General features: G+C 70.6%; 21 protein-coding genes. 19 read left to right on the top strand and 2 right to left on the bottom strand.

What is annotated here, in order from left to right; all coding sequences use genetic code 11:
- Positions 1-10: 10 nt before the first annotated feature.
- Genes AC0T5L_RS08695 through AC0T5L_RS08625 form a run of 15 tightly spaced genes read left to right on the top strand, consistent with a single transcriptional unit; the run spans position 11 to position 16,624 of the window.
- Positions 11-3,112 carry a non-ribosomal peptide synthetase gene (locus AC0T5L_RS08695; protein ID WP_476164878.1) on the top strand — a complete coding sequence of 1,034 codons (3,102 nt, stop codon included), beginning with the start codon at positions 11-13 and terminating at the stop codon, positions 3,110-3,112.
- On the top strand, positions 3,109-3,891 hold the full coding sequence (locus AC0T5L_RS08690) for a thioesterase domain-containing protein (protein ID WP_476164877.1): 783 nt from the start codon (positions 3,109-3,111) through the stop codon (positions 3,889-3,891). Before AC0T5L_RS08695 ends, AC0T5L_RS08690 begins: the two co-directional genes overlap by 4 nt.
- Complete coding sequence (locus AC0T5L_RS08685) at positions 3,888-4,631, top strand: SDR family NAD(P)-dependent oxidoreductase (protein WP_476164876.1); 744 nt, start codon at positions 3,888-3,890, stop codon at positions 4,629-4,631. The genes AC0T5L_RS08690 and AC0T5L_RS08685 overlap by 4 nt, the downstream gene beginning before the upstream one ends.
- Before the next feature lie 8 nt (positions 4,632-4,639).
- Entirely contained in the window at positions 4,640-5,911 is a 1,272-nt protein-coding gene (locus tag AC0T5L_RS08680; protein WP_476164875.1) for a glutamate-5-semialdehyde dehydrogenase, read from the top strand.
- Positions 5,912-5,971: 60 nt separating this feature from the next.
- A complete protein-coding gene (locus tag AC0T5L_RS08675) occupies positions 5,972-6,253 on the top strand; it encodes an acyl carrier protein (protein WP_476164874.1) in 282 nt (93 codons plus the stop codon).
- Positions 6,250-7,626 (top strand): TrpB-like pyridoxal phosphate-dependent enzyme, encoded by a 1,377-nt coding sequence (locus AC0T5L_RS08670; protein ID WP_476164873.1) that lies wholly within the window; start codon positions 6,250-6,252, stop codon positions 7,624-7,626. Before AC0T5L_RS08675 ends, AC0T5L_RS08670 begins: the two co-directional genes overlap by 4 nt.
- Positions 7,617-8,819, top strand: a complete 1,203-nt coding sequence (locus AC0T5L_RS08665) for a hypothetical protein (RefSeq protein ID WP_476164872.1) — start codon at positions 7,617-7,619, stop codon at positions 8,817-8,819. The genes AC0T5L_RS08670 and AC0T5L_RS08665 overlap by 10 nt, the downstream gene beginning before the upstream one ends.
- Positions 8,800-9,060, top strand: coding sequence for a phosphopantetheine-binding protein (locus AC0T5L_RS08660; protein WP_476164871.1), 261 nt, complete (start codon positions 8,800-8,802; stop codon positions 9,058-9,060). Before AC0T5L_RS08665 ends, AC0T5L_RS08660 begins: the two co-directional genes overlap by 20 nt.
- Positions 9,057-10,250 carry an acyl-CoA dehydrogenase family protein gene (locus AC0T5L_RS08655; RefSeq protein WP_476164870.1) on the top strand — a complete coding sequence of 398 codons (1,194 nt, stop codon included), beginning with the start codon at positions 9,057-9,059 and terminating at the stop codon, positions 10,248-10,250. Before AC0T5L_RS08660 ends, AC0T5L_RS08655 begins: the two co-directional genes overlap by 4 nt.
- Positions 10,243-11,361 carry an acyl-CoA dehydrogenase family protein gene (locus AC0T5L_RS08650; RefSeq protein ID WP_476164869.1) on the top strand — a complete coding sequence of 373 codons (1,119 nt, stop codon included), beginning with the start codon at positions 10,243-10,245 and terminating at the stop codon, positions 11,359-11,361. The genes AC0T5L_RS08655 and AC0T5L_RS08650 overlap by 8 nt, the downstream gene beginning before the upstream one ends.
- A complete protein-coding gene (locus tag AC0T5L_RS08645; protein ID WP_476164868.1) occupies positions 11,358-11,972 on the top strand; it encodes a 4'-phosphopantetheinyl transferase family protein in 615 nt (204 codons plus the stop codon). Before AC0T5L_RS08650 ends, AC0T5L_RS08645 begins: the two co-directional genes overlap by 4 nt.
- Positions 11,969-12,907, top strand: a complete 939-nt coding sequence (locus AC0T5L_RS08640; protein ID WP_476164867.1) for a hypothetical protein — start codon at positions 11,969-11,971, stop codon at positions 12,905-12,907. The genes AC0T5L_RS08645 and AC0T5L_RS08640 overlap by 4 nt, the downstream gene beginning before the upstream one ends.
- Positions 12,904-14,463: an amino acid adenylation domain-containing protein gene (locus tag AC0T5L_RS08635; RefSeq protein WP_476164866.1), complete on the top strand. Its 1,560-nt coding sequence runs from the start codon at positions 12,904-12,906 to the stop codon at positions 14,461-14,463. The genes AC0T5L_RS08640 and AC0T5L_RS08635 overlap by 4 nt, the downstream gene beginning before the upstream one ends.
- A gap of 11 nt (positions 14,464-14,474) precedes the next feature.
- Positions 14,475-15,023 carry a flavin reductase family protein gene (locus AC0T5L_RS08630; protein WP_476164865.1) on the top strand — a complete coding sequence of 183 codons (549 nt, stop codon included), beginning with the start codon at positions 14,475-14,477 and terminating at the stop codon, positions 15,021-15,023.
- A complete protein-coding gene (locus AC0T5L_RS08625) occupies positions 15,020-16,624 on the top strand; it encodes an AMP-binding protein (RefSeq protein ID WP_476164864.1) in 1,605 nt (534 codons plus the stop codon). The genes AC0T5L_RS08630 and AC0T5L_RS08625 overlap by 4 nt, the downstream gene beginning before the upstream one ends.
- 143 nt (positions 16,625-16,767) lie before the next feature.
- Here the strand turns inward: AC0T5L_RS08625 and AC0T5L_RS08620 are convergent, their stop codons facing one another.
- Positions 16,768-17,706, bottom strand: a complete 939-nt coding sequence (locus AC0T5L_RS08620; RefSeq protein WP_476164863.1) for a LysR family transcriptional regulator — start codon at positions 17,704-17,706, stop codon at positions 16,768-16,770.
- A 646-nt stretch (positions 17,707-18,352) separates the two neighbouring features.
- On the opposite strand from AC0T5L_RS08620, the gene AC0T5L_RS08615 reads away from it, so the two are divergent.
- A complete protein-coding gene (locus AC0T5L_RS08615; protein ID WP_476164862.1) occupies positions 18,353-18,949 on the top strand; it encodes a CGNR zinc finger domain-containing protein in 597 nt (198 codons plus the stop codon).
- A gap of 426 nt (positions 18,950-19,375) precedes the next feature.
- On the opposite strand, the gene msrA is transcribed toward AC0T5L_RS08615, so the two are convergent.
- Positions 19,376-20,038: a peptide-methionine (S)-S-oxide reductase MsrA gene (msrA, locus tag AC0T5L_RS08610; RefSeq protein WP_476164861.1), complete on the bottom strand. Its 663-nt coding sequence runs from the start codon at positions 20,036-20,038 to the stop codon at positions 19,376-19,378.
- Positions 20,039-20,154: 116 nt separating this feature from the next.
- On the opposite strand from msrA, the gene rarD reads away from it, so the two are divergent.
- From rarD to AC0T5L_RS08595, 3 genes are all read left to right on the top strand, one after another.
- On the top strand, positions 20,155-21,162 hold the full coding sequence (gene rarD / locus AC0T5L_RS08605) for an EamA family transporter RarD (protein WP_476164860.1): 1,008 nt from the start codon (positions 20,155-20,157) through the stop codon (positions 21,160-21,162).
- Positions 21,163-21,284: 122 nt separating this feature from the next.
- Positions 21,285-22,232 carry a flagellar associated protein gene (locus AC0T5L_RS08600; protein WP_476164859.1) on the top strand — a complete coding sequence of 316 codons (948 nt, stop codon included), beginning with the start codon at positions 21,285-21,287 and terminating at the stop codon, positions 22,230-22,232.
- Between the two features lie 222 nt (positions 22,233-22,454).
- Positions 22,455-23,537, top strand: a complete 1,083-nt coding sequence (locus AC0T5L_RS08595; RefSeq protein WP_476164858.1) for a hypothetical protein — start codon at positions 22,455-22,457, stop codon at positions 23,535-23,537.
- Positions 23,538-23,907: the final 370 nt, after the last annotated feature.

Raw genomic sequence — 23,907 nt, 5'->3', positions numbered from 1 at the left:
GACGGCTCCGGTGACGGAGTCCCAGGCCGGACTGCTCGTCGTGGGACGATCGGTGTCCGCGCCCAACCTGTACAACGTGCTCGCCGAGCTGCGTCTCGATCCCGGATACACCCTCGCCGAGGTACGTTCCGCGATGGTCGCGGTGCTGGCGGTGCAGCCGGCCCTGCGGCTCCGCCTCCTGGAGGACCCCGAACCGCACGCCGCGCTCACCACCGCACCCGGTGACGACGAGCTGCCCCTGGTCCACGAAACCGTCGAAGGCAGCGTCGACGAGCGCAGGGACGAGGTGGTGCGCGAACTCGCGCAGACGGGTTTCGACACGTCCCGAGCACCGCTGATCCGCGCACACCACCTGCGCTCAGCGGCAGGCGACGACTCCAGGTTCGTGTTCGTCGTCCACCACACCGTCTTCGACGGCTTCTCCTTGCGGCCGATGGCCAAGGACTTCGACTCCGCCCTGCGCAAGAAGCTCGACGTCGAGGCCGTCCGTCCCGAGAGGGAGCGCTCCCTCCTCCAGGAGCTGCGAGCCCAGCGCAAGGCAGAAGGGTCCCCCCAGGTCGAGGAGGGGGCATCCGAGATCGGCCGACGTGTGCGCCAGGCGCCGGCCACCACGATCTACCCCCGTCCGGGGCGCCCGCAGGAAACGGCGTTCGAGGGGCGCAGGCGGACGATCGCGCTCGGAGCGCAGGCGTCGGAGGCCGTGGACCGCGCGTGCACGCGGTGGTCCGCGACCCCTTTCGAGTTCTTCTCGGCCGTGTACGGCGCGGTCCTGGCCCGCCACACCGGACAGTCGAGCGTCGTCTTCGGCAGCCCTCTGATGTCCCGACGCACGGTCGGCTCCTACAACCTGTGCGGCTTCTTCGTCAACACGCTCCCCCTGGTCCTGGACGTGGACTGGGACGCGGAGTTCACCCACTACCTGCACGACACCGTCCAGGTCGAGGCCAAGCAGCTCAGGAACCGCTCGTCGGTCCCGTTCACCAGGGTCGTCCGGCACGCCGACCCCGACCGCGCCACCAACCGGAACCCCGTGTTCTCGGTCATGCTGGCGATGCAGGATTCCACTTCCGTGATGCCGGAAGGCGCGGTCACCGGCATCCGTGAGCACGCCCCCGGCACCGCGAAGTTCGACCTCTGGCTCGGGGTGACCCCGACACCAGAGGGGTGGCTGCTCGAGATCGAGTACGACCCCGCGCTTGTACCCGACCCCGTCGCGGACGCCATCGCGCGGTCGCTGCACGGCGCAGTCACCGCGGCTGCCACGACGGACGCGGTCAGGCTGCGCGACCTGTTCGGCGACGAGTCCCTGGAGCTGTCCCGGGCGACGGACGGCTACGGCGCGGAACCGCCCCGCGCGGATCTCGACGCGTGGCTGCGGGACACCGCCGAGCGCAGGGCCGACGCCGTCGCGGTCGAAGAGTCCGGTTACCGCATGACCTACCGGCAACTGGACCGGGACGTGAACAGGGTCTGCGCCGGACTGCGCCGCCGGGGCGTCGCCCCCGGAGACGTGGTGGGTCTGACCACGGACTCGCTGGCCGAGACCGTCGTGGCCATCCTGGCCGTACTGCGGGCGGGCGGTCTCTACCTTCCGCTGGACGGGGCGCTGCCCACGGAACGCCTCTCCTACATGCTGGCCAAGGCCGACTGCCGAATCGCCATCGGCCGACGCGACGTGGGCGACCTCGCCCCCGTGCCGCTGGAAGACCTGGCCGACGACACGTCCGCCGCGCCTACCGGCGAGGGCGGGACCGGCGGCTACGTGATGTTCACCTCCGGGTCCACGGGCCGGCCCAAGGGCGTGGCGATGTCGACCGGCCCCCTGCTCAACCTCACGGCGTGGCAGCTCGAAGCACTGGGGATGGGCCCGCAGACCAGGTTCTTCCAGTACGCGCCTCTCGGCTTCGACGTCTCCTTCCAGGAGATCGTGCCGACACTCGCGGCAGGCGGCACGATCATCGCCCGAGAGCCCGCCGACCGCAGGGACCTGCCCTCAGTGCTCCAGCGCGTGGTCGAGACCGCCGCGACCCACGTGTACCTGCCCGTGGCCGCCCTGCGACCGTTCGTGCAGGCGGCGGCTGACTCGGGCACCGAACTCGAACACGTCACGCACGTCTGCGTCTCAGGCGAACAGCTCATCCTGGACCCGCTGATCGAGCGGTTCTTCGCCCGGCACACGGGGATCGAGCTGATCAATCTGTACGGCCCCACCGAGACGCACGCCGTGACCATGTACCGGCTCTCCTCGGACGGGAGCGGCTGGCACTCCCACACCCCGATCGGCACCCCGATCTCGGGTGTGACGGCACAGGTGGTCGACAGCACGGGGCACCTGGCACCCGTCGGCGTTCCCGGAGAGATGATGCTGGGCGGCCGGTGCACGGCGGACGGCTACATCAACGACGAGGGCAGGACCGTGGAGCGGTTCGTCCCCGACCCCTACGGCCCGTCCGGATCCGTCCGCTACCGGACCGGCGACAGGGTTCTGTGGTCCGATTCAGACGTCCTGATCTTCCTGGGACGCGACGACGACCAGGTCAAGATCCGCGGCTTCCGCGTGGAGCTCGGCGAACTCGAGAGTGCGGCGCTGTCGCACCCGTCCGTGTCCGAGGCTGCGGCAGCGGTCCGAGGCGACGGCGCGGACAGGCACCTACTGCTCTTCGTCCGCACGGCGGACGGGGAGCGGGACAGCCGGGACGGGATCGCGGCCCTGCTCGAGGACGCCCTGCCCGCGTACATGGTGCCGGCAGCGGTGCTTCAAGTGACGGCGATACCCACTACGAGCAACGGCAAGATCGACCGCCGCGCCCTGCTGGGGCAGGCCGACGGCCTCCTGGCCCGGCAGAGCCCTCAGCACCAGGAGGAGAGCACAGCCACCTCACCCGACGATCCACTGCAATCCCGGCTCCTGGAGCTGTGGTCGGAGCTGCTCGGCCGGTCGGACCTGAGTGTGGACCGCTCCCTGCTGGAGTCCGGGGCCCACTCGCTGACCGTCCTCAACGCCGTCTCACGCATCGACCAGCAGGAAGGCGCCCGGCTTTCGATCATCGACATCTTCCGGAACCCGACCATCCGGGAACTGGCCGCACTGGTCCGGAAGGCCGAGAGGTGACGGGGGCCGCGAGCGGTGGAACGGCCGCGGCGGAAGAGCTCCTGGTCCCGGTCAGCCGCGGTCAGGGCCCCCTGCACAGCGTCCTGCTGCATCCGGCGGGGGGCGGTCTGGGCCCCTACCTCGGAGTGGCCTCGATGCTCGGCCGCTGGGGTCCGGTACACGGTATCCGGGCTTCGGGGCTCATGGCGGGCGAACGGCCGGACGACTCGCTCGAGGCGATGGTCGCCCGCTACGCAGCCATCGTGGACGGCCTCGAACGCCCACCTGACCTGCTGTTCGGCTGGTCCCTCGGCGGCATCCTGGCCTTCGAGCTGGCTATCCGTTCCCCGCACGCCCACCGCCCCCGGGTGGTGATGCTGGACAGCCCCGCGGTCCCCACCCCGCGTTCCAAGGACCTGGCGGGCCTGTGCGCGAGGGTGGTCGAAACCGCCGGCCCCCTCATCGGAGGCATCGACCCGGTCCGGCTGTCCGAGACCACCAGAGCCCACCTGCGAGCGGTGCTCGCACACCGTCCGCAGCGCGGGCACGACGGCCCCGCCCTCCTCATCACCTGTGAAGACGAGGACAACGGCGAGCACGTCAGGCGGTGGGAGGCGCTCTCTCCGTCCTTGCGTGTGCGCACGGTGCCAGGCGACCACTTCGAGGCTCTGGCCGAACCGAACCTGTCCGTCGTCCTGGGACACCTCCGCGACTTCCTGACCGACACCCGCGCCGCCGGCGACGCCCCCGCAGTACACGCGCGCCCACTGGCCGCCCATCGAACCATGGAGAACTCATGACCGAACCGATCGCCGTCGTCACCGGCGGAACCAAGGGAATCGGCCTGGCGTTCAGCACACGCCTGGTCAAGCTCGGGTACCAGGTCATCGCCTGCTACTGGTCCGATCCGGACTCGGCGGGCAAGGCCGAAGCGGACCTCGACGGGCGCCTGCACACCATGCGTGCGGACCTGTCCGACCCTGAGGAGACCGCCGGCCTGGCCGAGTACGTGCTCAGAGAACACGGCGCACCGCAGGTTCTGGTCAACAACGCCGGGATCAATGCCGACCGGTCCTTCCTGGAGACGACCGACCAGGAGTGGCGCCGCATCATCGACACCAACCTGTCCGGCCCGTTCTGGCTCACCCGGGCCCTGGCCCCGGCGATGTTGGCGGCGGGCGGCGGCAGCGTGGTCAACATCGGTGCGACCACGGGGATGCGCCCGCGGCTCAACGGCGCCAACTACTGCGCGAGCAAGGCCGGGCTGCTGCAACTGACCAAGTGCCTGGCACACGAACTGGCGCCCACCATCCGGGTGAACGCCCTCATCCCCGGGATGATCGACACCGAGGAGCTGCGTACGCGCCTGCGGCTCGACGATCCCGAGAGGATGCGCGCCGAGGTAACCGAAGCGGTTCCCCAGCGCCGGATCGGATCCCCCGACGAGGTGGCCGACGCCCTGGAGTTCCTGATCGGCCCCGCGGCCGCCTATGTGAACGGGCAGAAGCTCATCGTCGACGGCGGACAGTTCATGTGGTGATGAGTGCTATGAGAGTGAACCACGAACAGATCCTGTCCACCGCGCGAGACGCCTTCCGTTCCGGCCCCTCAGTGGGCGACCCCGCCTACCACCGCTACTGCGCGGAGCTCGCGCGGCGCCTGGGGGAGCACTGGCCCACGGTCCGCCGGGCCAATGACCAGGACGTCAGCGAGGCTCAGCGGCGCGGCTTGCCCGCGACGATCGTCGACAGGCTGCGGCTGACGGACCGGCACCTGGCGGAGTTGACCAGTCGGGCCGCGGAGGTCGCGGAGGAGTTGGCCGCGTTCACCGGCGGAGCGCGAGAGCGCAAGGCCGGCGGCTTCGGTGTCATGCGCCGCGTCCACAAGCCCTTGGGCGTGCTCTTCCTCGTGTACGAGGCGCGCCCGACCGTCACCTTCGACGGTGCGCTCCTACCGGTCGCGATGGGCAACGCCGTGCTGTTGCGCGGCGGCAAGGAGATGGCCTCGACCGACGCCGCGCTCCAGGACGTGGCCCGCGAGGCCCTGAGGGCCGCCGGACTCCCACCGCACCTGGTAACGGTGATCGACGACCCCGACCGGTCGGTGATGAAGGCCTTCCTGGCCAGGCCGGACGCGATCGACGTGCTCATCCCCCGCGGAAGCCCCTCCCTCGTGGAGTACTGCCGCTCCAGCAGCTCCATTCCACTGATCTCCAGCGGAGGCGGAGCCAACCACCTCTACGTACACCGCAGTGCCGACCTGGGCACGGCCGCGGAGGTGACCCTGGACAGCAAGGTCCCCGAACCGGCCGGTTGCACATCGGTGGAGTTCGTCCTGGTCGACGAGGAGGTGGCCGACCAGTACCTGGCCACCCTGCGCGGGGCGGCCGCCGCCAGGAACGAGGAGCTCACCGTCAGGCTCGGTCCGGGCCAGGCCCCTCCCGGGCCCGGCGGCGGGCCGCTGCGGGCCGAGCCCCTGAAGGAGTACGACTTCGGCCGGGAGTTCGCCGACCCGACCATCGGCGTGCTCGCCGTCCGCGGCATCGACGCGGCCGTGCGCCACATCGGAGAACACGGCTCCGCGCACACCGAAGGCGTCATCACCAGGGAGTCCGCGGTGGCCGAGGAGTTCGCCGCCCGGGTCGACGCCGCCGCGGTCATCGTCAACGGTTCCCTTCGCTTGCACGACGCACCCACGCTCGGCCTCGGCCCGGAACTGGCCATCTCCACCGGCAGACTGCACGCCCGCGGCCCCGTCACCCTCGACGCCCTCGTCACGCACTCCTGGGTGGTCGAGGCCAACGGCGCCCTGCGCGGGTGACACGAGCACCCGCCGGCCCGAAACGACTGAACCAGCGACACGGAGACAAGAGAGGAACCCATGTCCACCGTCGAACGACTCGACCGCGCGACCGTCGCGGAGGCCGTCAAACAAGTAGTCATCTCCGAGTCCAAACTGTCCATCGCCACCTCAGAGATCACCGAGCAGGAGCCCCTGGTCGGGGACCGGCTGCGCGTCAACTCGCTCGGACTGGTCGGCATGCTGGTGCGGATCGAGGACGAGCTGTCCGTCACCCTCTCCGACGACCTGTTCGTCGGTAGGAGGTTCCACACGGTCGCCGACCTGGTCGACGTGGTGCTCAGCGGCACGGAGGCGTCATGACGAGCGCGAGCGTGCCCTCGGACTGGCAGAGCGTGCTCCCCCACCTCTCCGAGCCGCTGCCCCCCGACCGCAGCCCCCTGAACGCGGGAGGTTCCGGGGTCCAGGTCAACCTCCCCATGGACCTGGTGCGCCAGAGCGCCCTGAACCGCGAGTACTGGCCGATCCCCGAGGAGGTGGCGCGAGCGTACCGCCGGTACCGCCCCACCCCGCTGTGGCGCGCGAAGAACTTCGAGGACGCCATCGGGTCGAGGGTGCCCGTCTACGTCAAGTACGAGGGCGGCAACATCTCCGGAAGCCACAAGCTGAACACCGCGCTGGCCCAGGCCTACTACTACAAGAAGGCCGGAGTCCGGGAGCTGGTCACCGGCACCGGGGCCGGTCAGTGGGGGACCGCCCTGGCCGCCGCGTGCGCCCTGTTCGGGCTGCGCTGCCGGGTGTTCATGGTCGAGTCGAGTCTGCGCCGCAAACCGTACCGCGGCGTCCTGATGCGCATGCTGGGCGCCGAGGTGTGCTCCAGTCCGAGCGGACTGACCCGTGTGTGCGCCGAACACGATCGCGACAAGGGCAACAGCCTGTCCTTGGCCATCGGCGAAGCGGTGGAATACGCCAGCACGCACGAGGGGGTGGCCTTCTGCATCGGCAGCGGCGAGACCTACAGCATCCTGCACCAGTCGATCATCGGGATCGAGGCCCAGGAGCAGCTCGCCGGGCTGGACGGGAGCGTCGACGCCGTCGTCGGCGCCGTCGGGGCCGGATCCAACTTCGGGGGGATCGCCCTCCCCTTCCACTGCGCGGCGGCGTCGGCGGGCACCCGACCTCCGACGCTCGTCGGCGCGGAGTCGACCACCGCGCCGAAACTCACCCGGGGCGTCTTCGCCTACGACAAGACCGACGCCACCGGCTCCGGTCCGCTTGAGGCCATGTACACGATCGGCAGCGACTACCCCATCCCGGACGCCCACTCAGCGGGCCTGCGCTTCCACGGGGCCGCCAAGGTGATCTCGGCGATGCGGCACACCGGCGACATCGACGCGATGGCCGTCAGCCAGGTCGAGGCGCTGGAGGCGAGCCGCCAGATGACCATCAGCGAGACCGTGCTCGCCGCTCCCGAGTCAGGGCACGCACTGGCCGCCGCCGCCAAGCTCGCCGCGGGCGGCTCCGACGGGCTGCGCGCCGAGCGCGGCGTCCTGGTCTGCGTCAGCGGACACGGATACCTGGACCTGGCCGCCTACGAACAACTCCTCGACGGTGGTCTGGAGGACGAGGCGCCCGCGGACCATGCGCTCATGGCCGCGGTCTCCGGGCTCGCCCCGGCCGGTGCGCCCAACGCGTCCCCTCCGCCGCAGCCCGTGGGAGGAGCAGCATGCCCGTGACGACCGTGAACATCGGGGCGGCCATGGCCAGCGTCCGAGCCCCGCTCCTGGACTGCGTCCAGTCCAACCTCGCCGTCCTGGCCGACCACCACCACGGAGCGGGGACGCACCTGGCCCTCGGTGCCAGCCTCCGCTTCCAGTACAGGCCCACCGATTCAGGTCTGCCGACCGTCGAGCCCACGCTCTCCGACCAGCTCACGGAGGTGAAGGTACTGGGGCTCCAGGCCGGATCCGTCCACATGGGCATCTCCGGTGCCGACCTGGCGCGGACCGCCGCGGAGGAGGGCCCCTTGTACATCGTGGCGGACTCCTACGACATGCCCTGGCTGCCCTACTACGGGCGACGCCACATGGAGCACAGCCTGATCGCCGCCGACCAGAACGGCATGGCGCAGGTCACCGACGCCTACCACAACCCCACCCCGTGGGGACTGGCCGAACCGGGCCAATGGGCGCACGGCTGGGAGACGCTTCCCCGTGCCTCCATCGCGGTCGCGTTCACACCCACCGACGGAGGTCCCCCCGCCTGCTCGCCCAGCACCAGCCTGGACAACGCCGACGCCTATCTGGCCGCTTACGCGGCCCACCCGGACCGGTCGGCCGCGTTGGAGCAGCTCACCACCGAGACTTGGTTCCTCGCCCGCTCACGCAAACTGCACGCCGCCTTCCGCGCCGAGGCCGGCCTGCCGGACCAGCCGGAGGTGAACGACCACCTGCGCCGTTGGGAGCGCCTCGCGGAGCAGGCCTACATCGCGCTGCGCCGTGTCCAACGCGGCAGGCCCGAGCCCAAGCGCCTGATCCCCGACCTGGCCGACACCCTCGCCGCCGACACCGCGGTCTTCGGGGCCAGCAGCCTGTCGGCCCGACGCCCGGTGCGGCGGCCCGCCAGCGAACCCGGGTCAGCCCGAGCCGCGCACGAAGCACACGCGACCGTCCCGGACGCGGTGGCCGCGGTGTTCTCCACGGACGTGGCCACCGTACTCACCGCACCCGCCCTCACCGAACTGAGTGGATACAGCTCATTCCGGCTCATCGCTCTCGTGGAGCGCATCGAACAGGAACTCGACATCGAGTTCGAGCCCGAGGACCTCGTGCCCGAGAACCTGCACCGGCTTGACGACCTCACCCGGCTCACCACCAGAACACTGCACCGCCGACGGAAGGAGACCGCAGATGGACCCCCGATTCCCTGAGCTGCTCACGCCGTTCCTGAAGTACCTCGGCGACCGGAGCATCACCGAGGACTCACCGCTGCCCGCCCTGGGGCTCGACTCGATGCAGTCCATCGAGCTGTTGTTCGCCATCGAGGACACGTTCGGCGTCACGTTGGCGGACGAGTACCTCAACGACTCGACCTTCGCCACCGCCGGGACCCTGTGGACCGCCATCGCCACCACGATGGCGGAGGAAGGCGGGGAGGTGACCACCGCATGAGCACTCCCGCAACCATGGCGCACCGGCCCCGGAGCGCCGCACCGAGCATCACCGAACGCGCGGACCGGGTGGCCGGGACAACGGCGGCGCACGCCCGCCGCACCGACGAGGAGGCCGCCTTTCCCGCCGAGTCCCTCACCGCGATGCGGGAGAGCGGGCTCCTGGGGCTGATCGTCCCGACCGAGTACGGGGGCCTCGGCGGATCCCTCTCCGACCTCTTGGACGTGGCGATCCGGCTCGGTCGCGCCGACATGTCCGCCGCGATGATCCTCACGATGCACTGCCAGCAGGTCGCCGCCATCGTGGAGCACGCGCACGAACCGCTGAGGGGCCCGCTGCTCAAGCGCATCGCCGCGGGCGAGGTCTACCTCGCCTCGGTGACCACGGAGGCCGACAAGGGCGGGCACCTCCTCAGCGCCGAGGCCGGACTGGGCACCGAGCGGGGGAACCTGGTCATCGACCGGTTCGCACCGATCGTGACCGGCGGCACGCACGCCGACGGCTTTCTCATAACGCTGCGGAGCCCGGACGCCGCCTCTCCCAGCGAGGTGTCCCTGGTCTACGCCGATCGGGACCAGCTCACCGTCACCGCCTCCGGCGACTGGCAGCCCCTGGGCATGCGAGCGAGCCACAGCGGTGCGCTGACCCTCAAAGGACAAGTGCCCGCTGACAACGTGGTGGGCGAACACGGTGCGTTCGCACAGATCGCCACGGGCGTGTTCGCCCTGTACGCCCACCTCGGCTGGTCAGCGTGCTGGCTCGGTACCGCCTGCGGAGCACTCTCCCGTGTGATCGACCTGATCCGCTCGCCCGCCGGGCGCAAGCGCTTCGACACCGGGTCCGAGCTGCTGCTGAGCCGCCTGGCGACATCGCGCCAGCGGGTCGACACAGTGCACGCGCTGCTGCGCCACACCGAGCGCACGGTCGCCGGCCTGTCCGACGTATCGGCCCCTCGCCACCAGCTCCTGCTCAACGCGCTCAAAGTCACGGCCTCCGAGGAGTGCCACGCGGCCGTCAACGACCTCGTCGAGGCCCTGGGGCTGCGCCACGGCTATCTCAAGGACTCCCCCACCCAGCTGGAGAAGGCTCTGCGCGACCTTCGCTCGGCACCGATGAACTACAGCAACGACCGCCTGCGTCTGGCCGACGGTCGCCTTGCCCTGCTCGACAAGGAGGTGAACCTTGTCTGAGTCAACGGTGGCCGCACCGGCTGTTCCGCGTGGCGCCCCCGCACTCGACTCCCTGGGCCCCGCGGCGAGCGGCCGGCGGCTCTGGGCAGCGCTCGGTGAGGACCACCGGATCCGCGGAGCCTACCGGAACAGCGACCCGGCCCGGGGCGTTGAGCCCAAGCGCCTGGGCGCCCTGCTCGCCGAAGTGGACGCACGGGTCGGGGTCGGCTCGACGCTCTCCGCCTCCGTCCAGCTCGCCACCGCGGTGCCGCTGCTGGCCGGCGCACCCGGAGAAGTGGCGGCCCGAGCCCTGCGTGCCGCTCTGGACGGGCGGTCGGTCATCTCGTTCGCGGCCACGGACACGGTTCCGGGGTCGGATCTGACCGCCCTGGAGACGGAGGTCGCAGACGACGGCGACCACATCGTCCTGACGGGGCTCAAGAAGTGGATCACCAACGCCACCCAAGCCGACTGGCACCTGGTCCTGGCCAGGCATCGGCCAGGGACCCACTTCACCAACTTCACGTGGGTCCTGGTCCCCGCGAACGCGGCCGGGGTGGGAGTGGAGGAGGCGGACACAGAGCTCTTCGACGGGTCCGGAACCGGGCATGTCAGCTTCGACCAGGTCCGTCTCCCGCGCGACCACATGGCGGGGCGCAAGGGACGCGGTCTGGTCGACTTCGCCGCGCAGATCGCCGTCGAGCGCCTGGCGGGCGCACTGTGGGGCGTCGCCCTGTGCAGACGCGTACTCACTGAAACCCGCGACCTGCTGAGGGGACGCGTGGTCGGGGACGCGACCCTGTGGCACATCGACGGCATCCGGCAGCGTTTCGCGGCCTGCCTGGCCCTGGTCCGGCAGCTTCGGGCGCTGACCGACGAACTGGCGCCCAGGGTCGCCCGCCAGCACGACACCACCGCTGGAGCGCTGCTGAAGGCCAGTGTCGCGCCCACGCTCGACCACGTGCTCACCGAATGCGCCCACCTCCAAGGCGCCGAGGGCTTCAGACGGTCCGGGGCTCAGCAGCTGCGCTCCCAAGCCGCACTGTTCGGGATCGGCGGTGGGACGACCGAGGTGGTCCGGGCCGTGGTCGCGGACAAGAGCGACGCCGTTCTCGCGGAGCTGGTCCCATGACACCTGTCGAAACCGTGCCGGGCGTGTGGTTGGCCTCGGCCTCGATGGACGATGTGGACACCGGGTCCCCGCACCGCCAGGACGCGGCTCGTGCGCACACCATGGCCGCGTGGAGGGCCAGGGAGTTCCTGGCGGGGCGCGCCCTGCTGCGCACGCTCCTCGCCGAGGTCCTGCCCGAGGCGGCCGGTGCGGACGTCGTACCGGACGGCAACGGCAGGCCTGAACTGGACGGCTGGCCGGGCGCAGGCATCAGCATCGCGCACGATGGCGGGTCCGTCGCCGCCTGCGTGTCCACCGACCGGGACGTGGGCGTCGATGTCCAGCATCCTCCCGACCGTCTGGACGCGTCGCTGGTCCGGCGCTGCGTCCGTGAGGGCGCGGGACTCCTGGACCCCATGACGCCAACGCAGCGTGCGCTCGAGTTCGCCTGGATATGGACCGCGCAAGAGGCCTGTGTGAAGGCTGAGGGCACCGGTCTGTCCGGGCGGCCGTGGTCCATCGACGTACCCCCGCAGCTCGGGTCCGGCTACTGGAACGGCTACCACTGGCGCAGCCTGCGCGACCTGTCCGCGACACCGTTGAGCTGCGCTTGGAAGGAGACCACCCGGTGAACGCACCGCCTGTGACGACCATGCCCGAACTCAGCTGCTACACGACGAACCTCCTCGCCTGCCTCCGGCCCCACATCCCCGACATCGCCGAACGCCTGGCCCGCTCGGTACACCTGCATGTGCGAACAGACGGGGAGGACGGCCTCCTCGGTCTGTCCCACCACGAGCGCGTCGACCGAGGCGAGGACGGCCTGGAACTCGGTTACCGGGGAGCCGACTCGTGGCAGCGGGCGCGCGAGGAGCTGGCCGCGGAGATCGCCGCGTCGGGGACGGTGCTGGCCTCGGCCAACACCCGGTACCTTCCGTGGTCTCCGAATTTCGGCACCAGCGAGGTTCCCCACTGGATCCTGTTGACGGGCCGGCGAGCGGGCCGGTGGCAGGTGGCGGACCATTTCCGCGCCCTGCTGCCGCAAGGCGAGCAGTCCCCCTTCTTCGGATGGTTCGACGACCGGGAGCTCCAGCGGGCGCTGACACCCGTGGCGCTCCTGGGACCGGAGTCGGTCATGCGCAACCGGTACGCGCTCGGTGGCGAGACGGACGTTCCGCCCCAGCACCACTACAGCTGGTTGGCACGGCGACCCGCGCTCACCCACCGGGCGGCCGCAGGCACGTGGATCCAGGACCCGCATGCCGCACTCACCCACCTCTGTGACCGCTTGGCCCGGGACAGCCGGGCGCTGGTCCACAACTCGTTCGACGTGTGGGCGGCCACACGCCACCACCAGTACCGCATCGCCTACCTCGCCAGAACCGGGCAGCTCTCAGAGGCCGAGGCCAGCGCCGCATCGGCCGGCTGGGGCGAGCTACCACGGGCGGTGCGCTTCGCCGCGGCCTCGGCGGCACGCGGCCGTCCCCGCCCCGGAGTGATGACCAGGGCCTTCCACGACGTGATCTCCACTCTTTCCTTCGTGTCCCGAACAGGAGCAGACAGATGACGACACACCGAAGCATGTTCGACTGGTTCGCACGATCAGCCGAGCGCGTCGCGGACTCCCAGGCCGCGTTGGAGGTGGGCGACGAGACCTTCACCTACGCCGAGCTGGCACGACTGGCCGGCGGGCTCGCCGAGCACCTCACCGATTTCCACGGATCCGTACCCGACCGCGTCGGACTGCTGGCCAGCAGGAGCACGCTGGCCTACTCCGGGTACCTGGCGATCCAGCGGCTCGGCGCGACGGTCGTCCCCCTGAACCCCGCGTTCCCCGCAGCACGTACCAGCACCATCGCCGCCGACGCCCGCCTCGACATGGTGCTCGGCGAGGCGGGCGCCGCACAGGCCGACCAGCTGCCCGTACCCCTGCTGGCTCTGGAGCCGGACGACCTCGTCCCCCTGCGCCAGGGGCCGAGGGCTCCGGTGCCGCCCGCGGCGCCGGAGGCCGACCACATCGCGTACGCCCTCTTCACCTCCGGCTCCACCGGGCGGCCCAAGGGGGTGCCCATCACGCACTCCAACGTCACGGCCTACCTGAACCATGTGATCGCGCGCTACGGGCTCGGGCCCGGTGCCCGTGTCTCGCAGACCTTCGACCTCACCTTCGACCCCTCGGTCTACGACATGTTCGCGGCATGGGGATCGGGGGCGGCCCTGGTCGTCCCCGAGCAGAAGGACCTCCTCTCCCCGGTCCGGTTCGTCAACCGCAAGGAGATCACCCACTGGAACTCCGTTCCGTCCCTGGTGACGATCGCTACGCGCCTGCGCGCCCTCCGGCCCGGCAGCATGCCGACGCTGAGATGGAGCCTTTTCTGCGGAGAGGCCCTGACCCTCCAGCAGGCGCGGGCGTGGCACGACGCCGCACCGCGGTCCACCGTGGAGAACATCTACGGCCCCACGGAGAACACGATCACCTGGACCGAGTACCGGCTCCCCGAGGACCGTGCCGCCTGGCCCCGTCCGGCCAACGGCACCGTTCCCATCGGCACGCCCTACCCGGGGCAGGAGCACCTCGTCCTGGACGAGGACGGCCGTCCGGCCGACGACGGCGAGCTGTGCGTCCGCGGACCGCAGCGCTTCCCCGGGTACCTGGACCCCAGCGACAACGCCGGTCGCTTCCTCACCTTCGACGGCCGCAGAGCGACGGTGTACCAGGGCACGGAGCCCCTCACCCGTCTGCACTGGTACCGGACCGGGGACCGCGTCCAGGTGTGGGACGGACAGCTGGTGCACCAGGGCCGCCTGGACCACCAGATCAAGCTGCGCGGCTTCCGGGTGGAGCTCGGTGAGATCGAGGCGGCACTGCGCGAGCAGCCCGGCGTGACCGAAGCGGTCGTCCTGGCGCTGCCGGACCTCGAGGGCGGTGGCGAGGACGTCGTCCTCGATGCGGTGTGCACCGGCACGGAGGTCGGGGCCGAGGTCCTGTTGAACGCCCTGCGCCAGCGGCTGCCGCACTACATGGTGCCCCGCGGTGTGCGCTTCCTCAGTGAGATGCCGCTCAACGCGAACGGCAAGATCGACCGCCGCGCGCTGGCTGAGCCCACCCCGGTGACAGCCTGAAAGGGGCGACCATGACCGAAACCGTGGAACAGGTCGAGGGCGCCCTCAGCGCCCGGACCCACCGCGAGACCATGTCGCGCTTCCCGACGTTCTGCACCGTGATCACCACCGCGGGAGCGGACGGCCCGGTCGGCTGCACAGCCACGTCCGTCTTCTCCCTGTCCCTGTGCCCGCCGAGCATCGTGGTGTCGCTGGGGAGCACGAGCACCACTCTGGACGGCGTCCTGTCGAGTGGAGGATTCGTGGTGAACATGCTGTCCGGCCCCCAGCACGACCTCACCGCGCACTTCGCGACCGGAGACCCCCGTCGGAGGCTGGACGGTGTACCGCACACATGGTGGGGAGACATGCCGGTCCTCGCGGACTCGTCGGCCAGCCTGGCCTGCGACCTGGAGCAAGCCATACCCGCCTTCGACCACACGCTGCTGATCGGCCTCGTCCAGTGGACGAGGACCGAAGAGAGCGCTCCGCTGGTGCTCCTGGACGGACGAGCCCACGTCGCCTATCCGCGGCTCTCCGCCTGGGGGGACACGGCCGAGGAGAGAGGGGAGCAGGCATGACACCGCCGCCCATCAGCGCACACCATCTCACGGACCCCCGCGCCGAGACGCTGCACGGGTTCCTCCTGCGCCACGCGGAACGGATCCCCGACCACCCCGCCGTGGTCGAGTACGTCGGCCGCGAAGGGTGCTCGACCACGACCTACCGGCAGCTCAGCGAGCGGGTGCGCGGCTACGCCGCACACCTCGGTGAACTCGGCCTGGACATAGGCGACCGCGTGCTCCTAGAGGCGGACACGTCGTCGGAGAGCATCGCGGTGCTGTTGGCGTGCTCATCACTCGGGCTGGTCTTCATCCCGGTCAGCCCGGAGGCTCCGGACGCCCGGCTCCGGATGATCGCGCAAGCCACGGAACCGCGCCTGTACCTTCAGTCGCGAACCGGTGCCCGCGAGCACGTTCCATCGTCCGCGGGTATCGGCAGGTTCGGCCCTGACGGGCTGCGGATCTCCCGGCTCCCGGAACCGGGCATACGCCGTCGGCGCGCGCTGACGGGGACCGACACCGCGTACATGATCTTCACCTCCGGCAGCACCGGTCAGCCCAAGGGCGTGGTGATGACCCACAGGGCCGTCGTCTCCTTCTACCGGGGGATGCTCCAGCACGGGATCACCGACGAAACCGGACGCGTGGCCACTACCTCGCCCTTGCAGTTCGACTTCTCCCTGCTGGACATCGGCCTGGCCCTTGGCAGCGGTGCGGCTGTCGTACCGGTCCCGCGGACCCTGCTGCGGTGGCCCAGGCGGTTCCTGCAAGTGCTGAGCGCGACCGGCGCCACCCAGGTCAACGGCGTACCGTCCATCTGGCGCCAGGTGCTGCGGCACGAGTTCGACAGGCTGTCCACGGTCACGGCGGTGCGCGGTGTGCTGTTCTGCGGAGAGGAGTTCCCGGTCCCCGAGCTGCGCGCCCTCCAGGACGCGCTGCCCCAGGCGCGCATCGTCAACTGCTACGGCAGCACGGAGTCGATGGCCTGCTCGTTCACCGATGTGCCCAATCCGCTGCCCTCGGACACGAAGGTGCTGTCGATAGGCCACGCCCACCCGGGCGCGGAGATGTTCATCATCGACGAGCAGGGCAGGTCGGTCCAGGAGCCGGGTGTCCCGGGCGAGATCCATATCCGCACGCCCGCGCTGTTCAGCGGGTACTGGGACGACCCCGAGACCTCGCGGCGCTTCCTCGTGACCGATCCGGAGGACCCCCGCTCAGGCAGGACCGTCCTGCGCACGGGGGACCTGGCCTATCGGGATGGCGAGGGTGAACTCTACTTCTGCGGCCGTGTCGACTCACAGGTCCAGATCAGGGGAAACCGCGTCGAGCTCGGCGAGGTCGAGCGCAGGATCCTGGAGTTCCCCGGCGTGTCGGCCGCCGCCGCGCTGGCGGTGGACGGTCCCGGAGGCGAGGCCGTCCTCGGCGCCTTCGTCGTACACGCGGGCCCGGGGGGCGGCCCCGACGAGATCGGCGGGTTCTGCGCGCGGACCCTGCCCGCGTACATGGTGCCGCAGCGCGTACAGCACATCGAGGCCCTGCCGGTCACGCCGAACGGCAAGGTCGACCGAGCGGCCCTCGCAGCACGGCTGACGGCCGCCGACGGTGTCGCGGTGTGAGACCGGGTCGCCGGGTACCGCGGGTTTCAGGGCCTTCGCACCGCAGCCGCCCGCGGCCCGGCACGGCGCCCGGTCGGCACACCCGGCCGGGCGCCGTGCGGGGCGGGTCTCGTGCGGGGCGGACGAATCGGGTGTGCGTCAGGTCAACCGCTCCTGTGCGCCGTCGCCAGTCGGTCGTCCAGCGACTCCGCGCGCTGTTCGGTGATGGCCTGCGCCGCGTTCGCCACCAAAGTGTTCACCACGTGCTTCTCGCTGAGACCGAGGCGCCACACGACTTGGGCGAACACTTCGAAGCTCGGGGTCCAGTCGACCCGGTGGAACCGCTTGTCCTCGATCTCGTCCCTGACCGTGACCTCCGGTAGCAGGGCCACCCCCATGCCGTTGGACACCCCCCGCTTCACCGCGTCGACGGCGTACAACTCGAACACCCTCGACCGACGTTCGGCCGATCGCGCTCTGATGAGGCGCTTGAACTCCAACTGGTACTGCTCGCGGCTGTCCAACAAGAGCAAGTCCGCGTCGAGCAGGTCGCCCTCCGTCACCTGTGAACGATGCGCGAGCCAATGATCCGGGGAGCACACCAGGGCCAAGGGCTCCGGGCACAGGATCTTGCGTTCCAGCCCGGGCCACTCCTCCGCGAAGTCCACGATGAAGGCGCAGTCCAGACGGCCGTCCCGTACATCCTCCAGGGACTCCCGGCCGCGTGCGGACTTCATGGAGACCTGCATCTTCTCGTAACGCAGATACATGTACTCGATCAGCGAGAACAAGCGGTAGTTCAGGAGGCTGTCGACCGTGCCGACACGGAGGTGCCCGGACGGTGCGCCCCTGTCATCCACCGCGTGAAGGATCTGCTTGCTGAGTTCGACGATCTCCCGTGCGCGGGGAAGCAGGTCGGCACCGGCCGGAGTGAGCATCGTCCCTGTGGGCAGCCGCTCCACAAGCGGCACTCCCAGGCTTTGCTCGAGAAGCTTGACACGGGTGGTGACGGTGGGTTGGGAGATCCGCAGCCTGGCAGCTGCCCTAGTAAAACTCTTGATTTCCACAACAGCAATGAAGGTTTCGAGGTGCTTTACGTCCATGCTCAGCCCGCCGAAATCTGGAGGAATAGATTCTACCTTGAATCTTTTGAGCTACAGTAGGGAGCTGGGGCATTCTATCTTTATCTCACAGCTATCCCTGGACTTTCGCACGGGACCTCCATGAGAACGACGGGAGGGGCCGGGCAGGTTGGCCGCACCACCCGCCAGGAAACGGCAGAAGAAGGAGCATTTTACCGGAGGCGGTTCGAGGGCTCCGGAAGCCCCCGGTGCACCCCGTGGACGCGGTTCACCTGTGTCTAATGATGGAGGATGCTGACTCCCGCCCCTTCTGGCACAACCGCCCTCGGCGGGCGGTCCAGAAATGTTGACGCATATCGATAAACCGTTGGAGGGGCGTACCGTTCACAGGAGTCCCTCGGACTCGCGCAGATCCGCGGCTCATGATGGATCGCCGCCCCGAGATCGGTTGGGCAGACGCCTTCGCCACCGCCGGCGACTCCGCACTCGCGCCGGGGAACCCAGAGCCGCGAACGCCGACTCATCAACCAGATAAGCCCGCAAAGTTCCTTCACTGGTTATCACGAGGCAAGAAAGTATGGCCGTAATCGAACATATCTCGTAGGATGGTTGACCCGTAAGCGGCGTTCACCAGTTACCCTGAGACAGAGAGCGAGAGGGGAAGGCCATGGACAGACCGGACTCAGCTGAGCGGATCGAGCTGTTCGCCAACACCTTCGATCTGGAGAGCGGAAGCGACGAGCTGGCCGACGCGGAGCGGCTCAGGCGGTGGCTCGTGCACAACGGGCTCATAGAGCGCACGGCCGCCGTCAGCGAGCAGGAGCACCGCATGTGCCTTGAGTTGCGGGCCGGGCTCCGCGAGGCGCTGTCCGCCGATGGACCGCTCCAGCCCCACCGGCTGGCCCTGGCCGACGTGATCCTGGAGGGGCTGCCCGTCCTGGTCAGCTTCACGGGTTCGTCGGCCACCGCCTCGGGCGAGCGTCCGGGGCCCGTACTCGTGCCGGCCCCCGGGCTGGATCCCGTGCACAGGGCGTGCGCGTTACTAGCCCTGGACTGGGCGGAACTGGTGATGACGGGCCAGGCCGAGCGCCTCAAGCGGTGCGCGGAGCACAGCTGCCGCTGGGTCTTCTGGGACGGCTCGAAGAACCAGAGCCGCCGCTGGTGCTCCATGAAGGTGTGCGGCAACCGCACGAAATCGCGCCGCCACAACGAGCGCGCCAGGCAGGTCCACTCGCCTGCCGCCACCCCACCGCGGGCGCGGTGAGGGCCGTTCGAGGAGGCCCGGCCGGAGAAGACCATCACCGACGCCCCGGCGGCACGCGTCCCTCTACCGCCTGAGCCCTCAGCGAGTTCGGCCCGCTCAAGCACCGCATCCAGGGCGAGTACCGTGACACGCCGGTCAGCGACGAACCGGCCTCCCGCGTGGAGGAGCACGAGAAGCGGTACGGCCTCACTCCGAACGGCTACTACCGGGAGCTCCTCAAGCTCCGGGTCCCGCAGGGCAGCGAGCACCTGGGCAACGCCGGTATCCAACTGATCCGCCCGACCGCGAACCGGGCCCGGACAGGAGCGCCCGCAGCGTTCGCGTCGTCCGTGGAGGCCCCGGCCATCATTCGAGCGTGCGCGGCCGTACACACGTGTGCCCGGCCGAACTACTCGACCGGGCACCCTGAGACCGCGCGGACCGAGGTCACTCCGCGGAGGCCACGCCGATCGGGCAGCTGGCACCGGTACCGCCGATGCCGCAGTAGCCGCCCGGGTTCTTGGCGTCCGACAGGTACTGCTGGTGGTAGTCCTCGGCGAAGTAGAACTCCCCGAGCGGTGCGATCTCGGTGGTGATCGGCCCGTAGCCGGCCTGGGCCAGCACGGGCTGGAACGCGTCGCGGCTGGCCTCGGCCGCGGCCCGCTGAGCGTCGTCGTGGTACAGGATCGCCGACCGGTACTGGGTACCGGCGTCGTTGCCCTGGCGCATGCCCTGGGTCGGGTCATGGCCCTCCCAGAACACCTTGAGGATCTCCGCGTAGGAGATCTTCTCCGGATCGAAGACCACGCGTACCGCCTCGGTGTGACCGGTCAGGCCCGAGCACACCTCCTCGTAGGTGGGGTTGGGCGTATAGCCGCCCGCGTATCCCACCGCGGTCGTGATGATGCCCCGCTCGGCACCCAGCCGCCAGAAGATGCGCTCAGCGCCCCAGAAACAGCCCATCGCCACGTCGGCGATCTCGCTGTCCTCCGGATAGGGCGGGGTGAGGCTGGTGCCGAGGACGGTGTGCTTCCCCGGCTCTGGCAGTGGGGTGTCGCGGCCGGGAAGGGCGCGGGCTGGGTCGACCATGGTCGTCTTTGTCCCGAACATACGTCCAGGGTATCCGCGTGAGGGGACCGGCGCACGGGTTCCGCCGAGACTGTGGACGACCGGTCCGGGCGAAATAGGGGGAGACACGCCGGATCATTCGTCCTACGATTGCGGGCGTGCCCGAATCCAACCGTGGCGTCGCCCTCGGGGCCTCCGCCTTCCTCCTGTGGGGCATCGCGGCCCTGTACTGGCCGCTCCTGTCCGCATCCGAGCCCAGCGAGATCCTCGCCCACCGCATGGTGTGGGCCCTGCTCGCGATGTGCGTCTTCCTCTTCCTCGCCCGCCGGGGCTGGGCCTGGCTTCCGGCGGTGGTACGCAGCCCCAGGCGGCTGCTTCCGGTCGCCGCGGCCGCGGTCCTGATCTCCCTCAACTGGTGGGGGTTCATCTTCTCGGTCTCCGCCGAGCAGACACTCCAGGCCTCGCTCGCCTACTTCATCAACCCGTTGATGTCGGTGTGCCTCGGAGTGGTGTTCTTCTCCGAGCGCCTGCGTGCCGCCCAGTGGGTGGCGGTCGGCCTGGGCGCCCTGGCCGTCCTCGCGATGACCATCGGCTACGGCGTGACCCCCTGGCTGGCCCTGCTCATGGCCTCCTCCTTCGCCGCATACGGAGCGGCGAAGAAGTACGTGGACCTGGACGGCATGCAGAGCCTGACCGTCGAGACCCTGGTGATGTTCCTGCCCGCGCTGGGCTTCGTGGTCTATCTGGAGGCCACGGGGGCGGGCACCGCGTTCTCGGTGTCCCCCGCCCACACCGCCCTGCTGGTCGGCGGCGGCTTCGTGACCGCCCTCCCGCTGCTGCTTTTCGGCATGGCCGCCCGCAAGGTTCCCCTGAGCATCATCGGCATGCTCCAGTACATCGCCCCGACCATCATGTTCTTCGTCGGCTGGCTCGTCCAGGGTGAGGACATGCCGCTCGCACGCTGGCTGGGCTTCTCACTGGTGTGGCTGGCCCTGTGCGTGTTCGCCTTCGACCAGCTGCGCGACGCCCGGTCCCGCCACCGCATCGCGGCCCGTGCCCGGCATGACGGTCCGTCCGCGACGCGTGACGGGCGGCCGTCCGGGACGCAGGCGCCTCCCCAGGATCCGCTCTCGGAGGATCCGATCCGACCGGACCCCGCGGACTGACCTCCGGGTTCCCGGTTTCGAAAAACCCAAACTACACTCCGTGACACTGTGCTAACGTCAGGTCGCGAGTCGGGGGTCTCTCCCGGCTCCGACCAGGCCGCACGTCTCGGAGGGCCACGCCCATGCCTCGCACCAGCCGAACGGCAGGCGCCATGCGCGCCGCCACGGCCGTGTGCCCGCTGGCGCCCTCCCTGCTCCTCCTGCCGTTGGTGGTGGGCGCCTTCCTCGCCGGTCTGTGGCTGCTCGGTGCCGCACCCGCCTCCGCCGACGACGGCTCGGGGAACGGTGCCCTCCGCGGCGGTCCGCTCAACACGGACTCTCTGACGGACGGCTCCCTTCGGGACGGTTCCCTCGGGGAGGGCTCGCTGGGGGAGCGCGTCCTGGACAAGCAGCCCCTGGACGAACGCACCCCGGACGGCGGCTCCCTGGGCCTGCGTGACTCCACCGCGCTGGAGGGGATCGTCCCCAACGAGGTCTCCGAACCGGTCACCGCCACCTTGGGAAGCGTCCACCACCGCCTGGAACAGGGCGCCGAACGCACCACCACCGCCGTCCTGCCCGAAACCGCCTGGCCGGTCGACGGGGGAGCCCGCCGTGTGATCCAGGAGCTCGACCAGACACGCGGCGCCCTCGAAGGCGCCCTCGCCCCGGCCGCGTCGGCGGACACCGGGCCCTCCGCACCCGCGGCCCAGGACGGTGGCGGCTCCGGCCCCGACCGGCGCCCGTCCGAGCGCGAACCGTCCGAGGACGGCGCCGCGGAGCACGGCGCCGCCGACGACCGCGCTCCCCGCTCCGCCCTCGGCACCCTCGCCCCCGCTGACTCCTCCACCGCCGAGGACACCTCCGCCGGCCACGGCTCCGGTGACCGGGCGCCCGCCTCCCCCGTCAGCCAGTTGGCCACCGGTTCGGCCGTGCCCAGCGGAGGCTCCTCCCCCGCACCCGGCTTCGCGGGCTACCTCACCAGCGTGCCCGTCACCACGCCCGCCGCGGACACCGTGCTGCCCGCAGCCCACGCCCTGGGCCATGTGCCGAGCGGCCCGAGCGACGCCCCCACCGTCTCCCCCGACTAGGACGGGTCCTCCCCGCGCGGCCCGCGTCCCGCGCACGGACCCGTTCCCAGCCACGGCCCCTTCCGCGCCGCGTCCTCTGGGAGCTGACGTGAGTCCCGTGCCCCGCTCACGGAATTCACGCCAGCCGGTGGTCCGCCCCGGCTTCGGCCGACCGCGCCCCGCGCGCACGGCCGCCCCGTATCCGCTGATCCAGACCCAGACGCAACATCCGGAAGGAAACACATGCCGCAGGCCAAGCGCATCCCAGCCAGGTCCGTCCTCCTCACCGCGGGAACGGCGGGCTTCGTCGCCCTCGGCTCCGGGGTCGCGGGCGCCGAAGCGCTCTCCTCGCCCGTCCACGAGATCGCGCCCGTCGTCGAGCGGGCACTCCTGGAGGACGTCGCCCCCACCGTGAGCAGCCTGGCGCCCGAGGGCGTCGGACCGATCGCGAACAGCGCGCTGGCGGAGTTGCAGGAGACCGCGCACAACCCCGACAAGCCCGCACCCGACCTGTCCGCGCCGCTGCCCGAGGGCGAGGCCCTGCGCACCCCGGTCGGTGACGTGGCCAACCCGACCTCCGCCCTCGCCGACACCGTCTCCGAGACCCAGGACGCCACCGGCCTGGACGGTGATCCCCACGACACCGTCGGCCACGATCTCGGAAGGGCCCTCGAACACGGCGGCCAGCAGGCGGGCAACGATCTGGAGGACACGGCCACCCGCGCCGGTTCTCGCGCCGAGGACACCGCCAGGGAGGTGCTGCCGCACACCGTGGAGTCCGTCTACGGGCTGCGCGAGGAGGTGGACCTGCCCAGGATCGACCAGCTCGCCCCGCTGCCGGACACCTCCGGGCTCTCAGACGGCGGCTCCCTGCTGACCGGCGCCCTCGCCCCGGCGGGCTCCGCCACCGTGCCGCAGTCCTCGCCCAGCACGCCCGGCCTCGGCGACCTGGCTGACGCCCTCCAGAGCGGCGATGCCCGGACCGCCGGACTGGAGCCCCTCAACGTGGACGGCCCCCTGGCCGACCCCGAGCTGCCCCGTATCTCCGGCACCGGCCTGCCCGTGGTCGACGACACGGCCGACACCGTCCTGCCGCAGCTCGCCGACACCGGTCTGCCCCAGGTCGCCGAGGGCATCGACACCCAGACCGCCGAGGACCTGGTGGCCGAGCTGGGCCGGGGCACGGACCTGCTGAACGAGGTGGACACCAGCGACCTGGTGTCCGTCGAGGGGGGCACCGTCCCGCAGGAGACCCCCGAGGGCATGACCCAGCACCCGACCTTCATGGACATGCCCGGCTCCGAGGCCCTGCCCGTCGTGAGCTAGCCGTACCGGCCCGAGGGGTGGAGACACCGCAGACGTGACGACGGCGCCGTCCCGGTGGGGCGGCGCCGTCGTCCGCGGAACCCCGGAACGCCTCGCCGGGCCTCCGGCACGGCCCCGGACCCGCGTCGGCGCTCACCGGTGTACGCGCGGGTGATACCGGCACCGGGCACACCCTCCTGGAGGCACGCCTTGAGGAGGACGGTCCCGGACGATTCGCTGTGGGCATTCGCGGGCACGCACACGCGGGCCGGCTACGTCCGGGCCCGCAGGAGGCTGAACATCCCCCTGCGACCGTGCTTAGGCCCCGCCGCCCGGAACAGGGCTGCGGGGCCTACGAAGCCTCGAGGGGGCGAAACGGGGCCGAGGACCT

Source organism: Nocardiopsis sp. TRM 82005 (assembly GCF_056312425.1).
Note: the sequence above shows the minus strand (reverse complement) of the source record. Positions and strands in the feature narration are given on the sequence as shown.

Excerpts from the sequence above, each read along its gene's own strand:
- AC0T5L_RS08595 (WP_476164858.1), top strand. The coding sequence starts at position 22,455 with ATGCCGCAGGCCAAGCGCATCCCAGCCAGGTCCGTCCTCCTCACCGCG.
- AC0T5L_RS08660 (WP_476164871.1), top strand. The coding sequence starts at position 8,800 with ATGGACCCCCGATTCCCTGAGCTGCTCACGCCGTTCCTGAAGTACCTC.
- AC0T5L_RS08675 (WP_476164874.1), top strand. The coding sequence starts at position 5,972 with ATGTCCACCGTCGAACGACTCGACCGCGCGACCGTCGCGGAGGCCGTC.
- AC0T5L_RS08655 (WP_476164870.1), top strand. The coding sequence starts at position 9,057 with ATGAGCACTCCCGCAACCATGGCGCACCGGCCCCGGAGCGCCGCACCG.
- msrA (WP_476164861.1), bottom strand. The coding sequence starts at position 20,038 with ATGTTCGGGACAAAGACGACCATGGTCGACCCAGCCCGCGCCCTTCCC.
- AC0T5L_RS08620 (WP_476164863.1), bottom strand. The coding sequence starts at position 17,706 with ATGGACGTAAAGCACCTCGAAACCTTCATTGCTGTTGTGGAAATCAAG.
- AC0T5L_RS08685 (WP_476164876.1), top strand. The coding sequence starts at position 3,888 with ATGACCGAACCGATCGCCGTCGTCACCGGCGGAACCAAGGGAATCGGC.
- AC0T5L_RS08600 (WP_476164859.1), top strand. The coding sequence starts at position 21,285 with ATGCCTCGCACCAGCCGAACGGCAGGCGCCATGCGCGCCGCCACGGCC.
- AC0T5L_RS08680 (WP_476164875.1), top strand. The coding sequence starts at position 4,640 with ATGAGAGTGAACCACGAACAGATCCTGTCCACCGCGCGAGACGCCTTC.
- AC0T5L_RS08625 (WP_476164864.1), top strand. The coding sequence starts at position 15,020 with ATGACACCGCCGCCCATCAGCGCACACCATCTCACGGACCCCCGCGCC.
- AC0T5L_RS08665 (WP_476164872.1), top strand. The coding sequence starts at position 7,617 with ATGCCCGTGACGACCGTGAACATCGGGGCGGCCATGGCCAGCGTCCGA.
- AC0T5L_RS08615 (WP_476164862.1), top strand. The coding sequence starts at position 18,353 with ATGGACAGACCGGACTCAGCTGAGCGGATCGAGCTGTTCGCCAACACC.
- AC0T5L_RS08630 (WP_476164865.1), top strand. The coding sequence starts at position 14,475 with ATGACCGAAACCGTGGAACAGGTCGAGGGCGCCCTCAGCGCCCGGACC.
- AC0T5L_RS08635 (WP_476164866.1), top strand. The coding sequence starts at position 12,904 with ATGACGACACACCGAAGCATGTTCGACTGGTTCGCACGATCAGCCGAG.
- AC0T5L_RS08645 (WP_476164868.1), top strand. The coding sequence starts at position 11,358 with ATGACACCTGTCGAAACCGTGCCGGGCGTGTGGTTGGCCTCGGCCTCG.
- AC0T5L_RS08670 (WP_476164873.1), top strand. The coding sequence starts at position 6,250 with ATGACGAGCGCGAGCGTGCCCTCGGACTGGCAGAGCGTGCTCCCCCAC.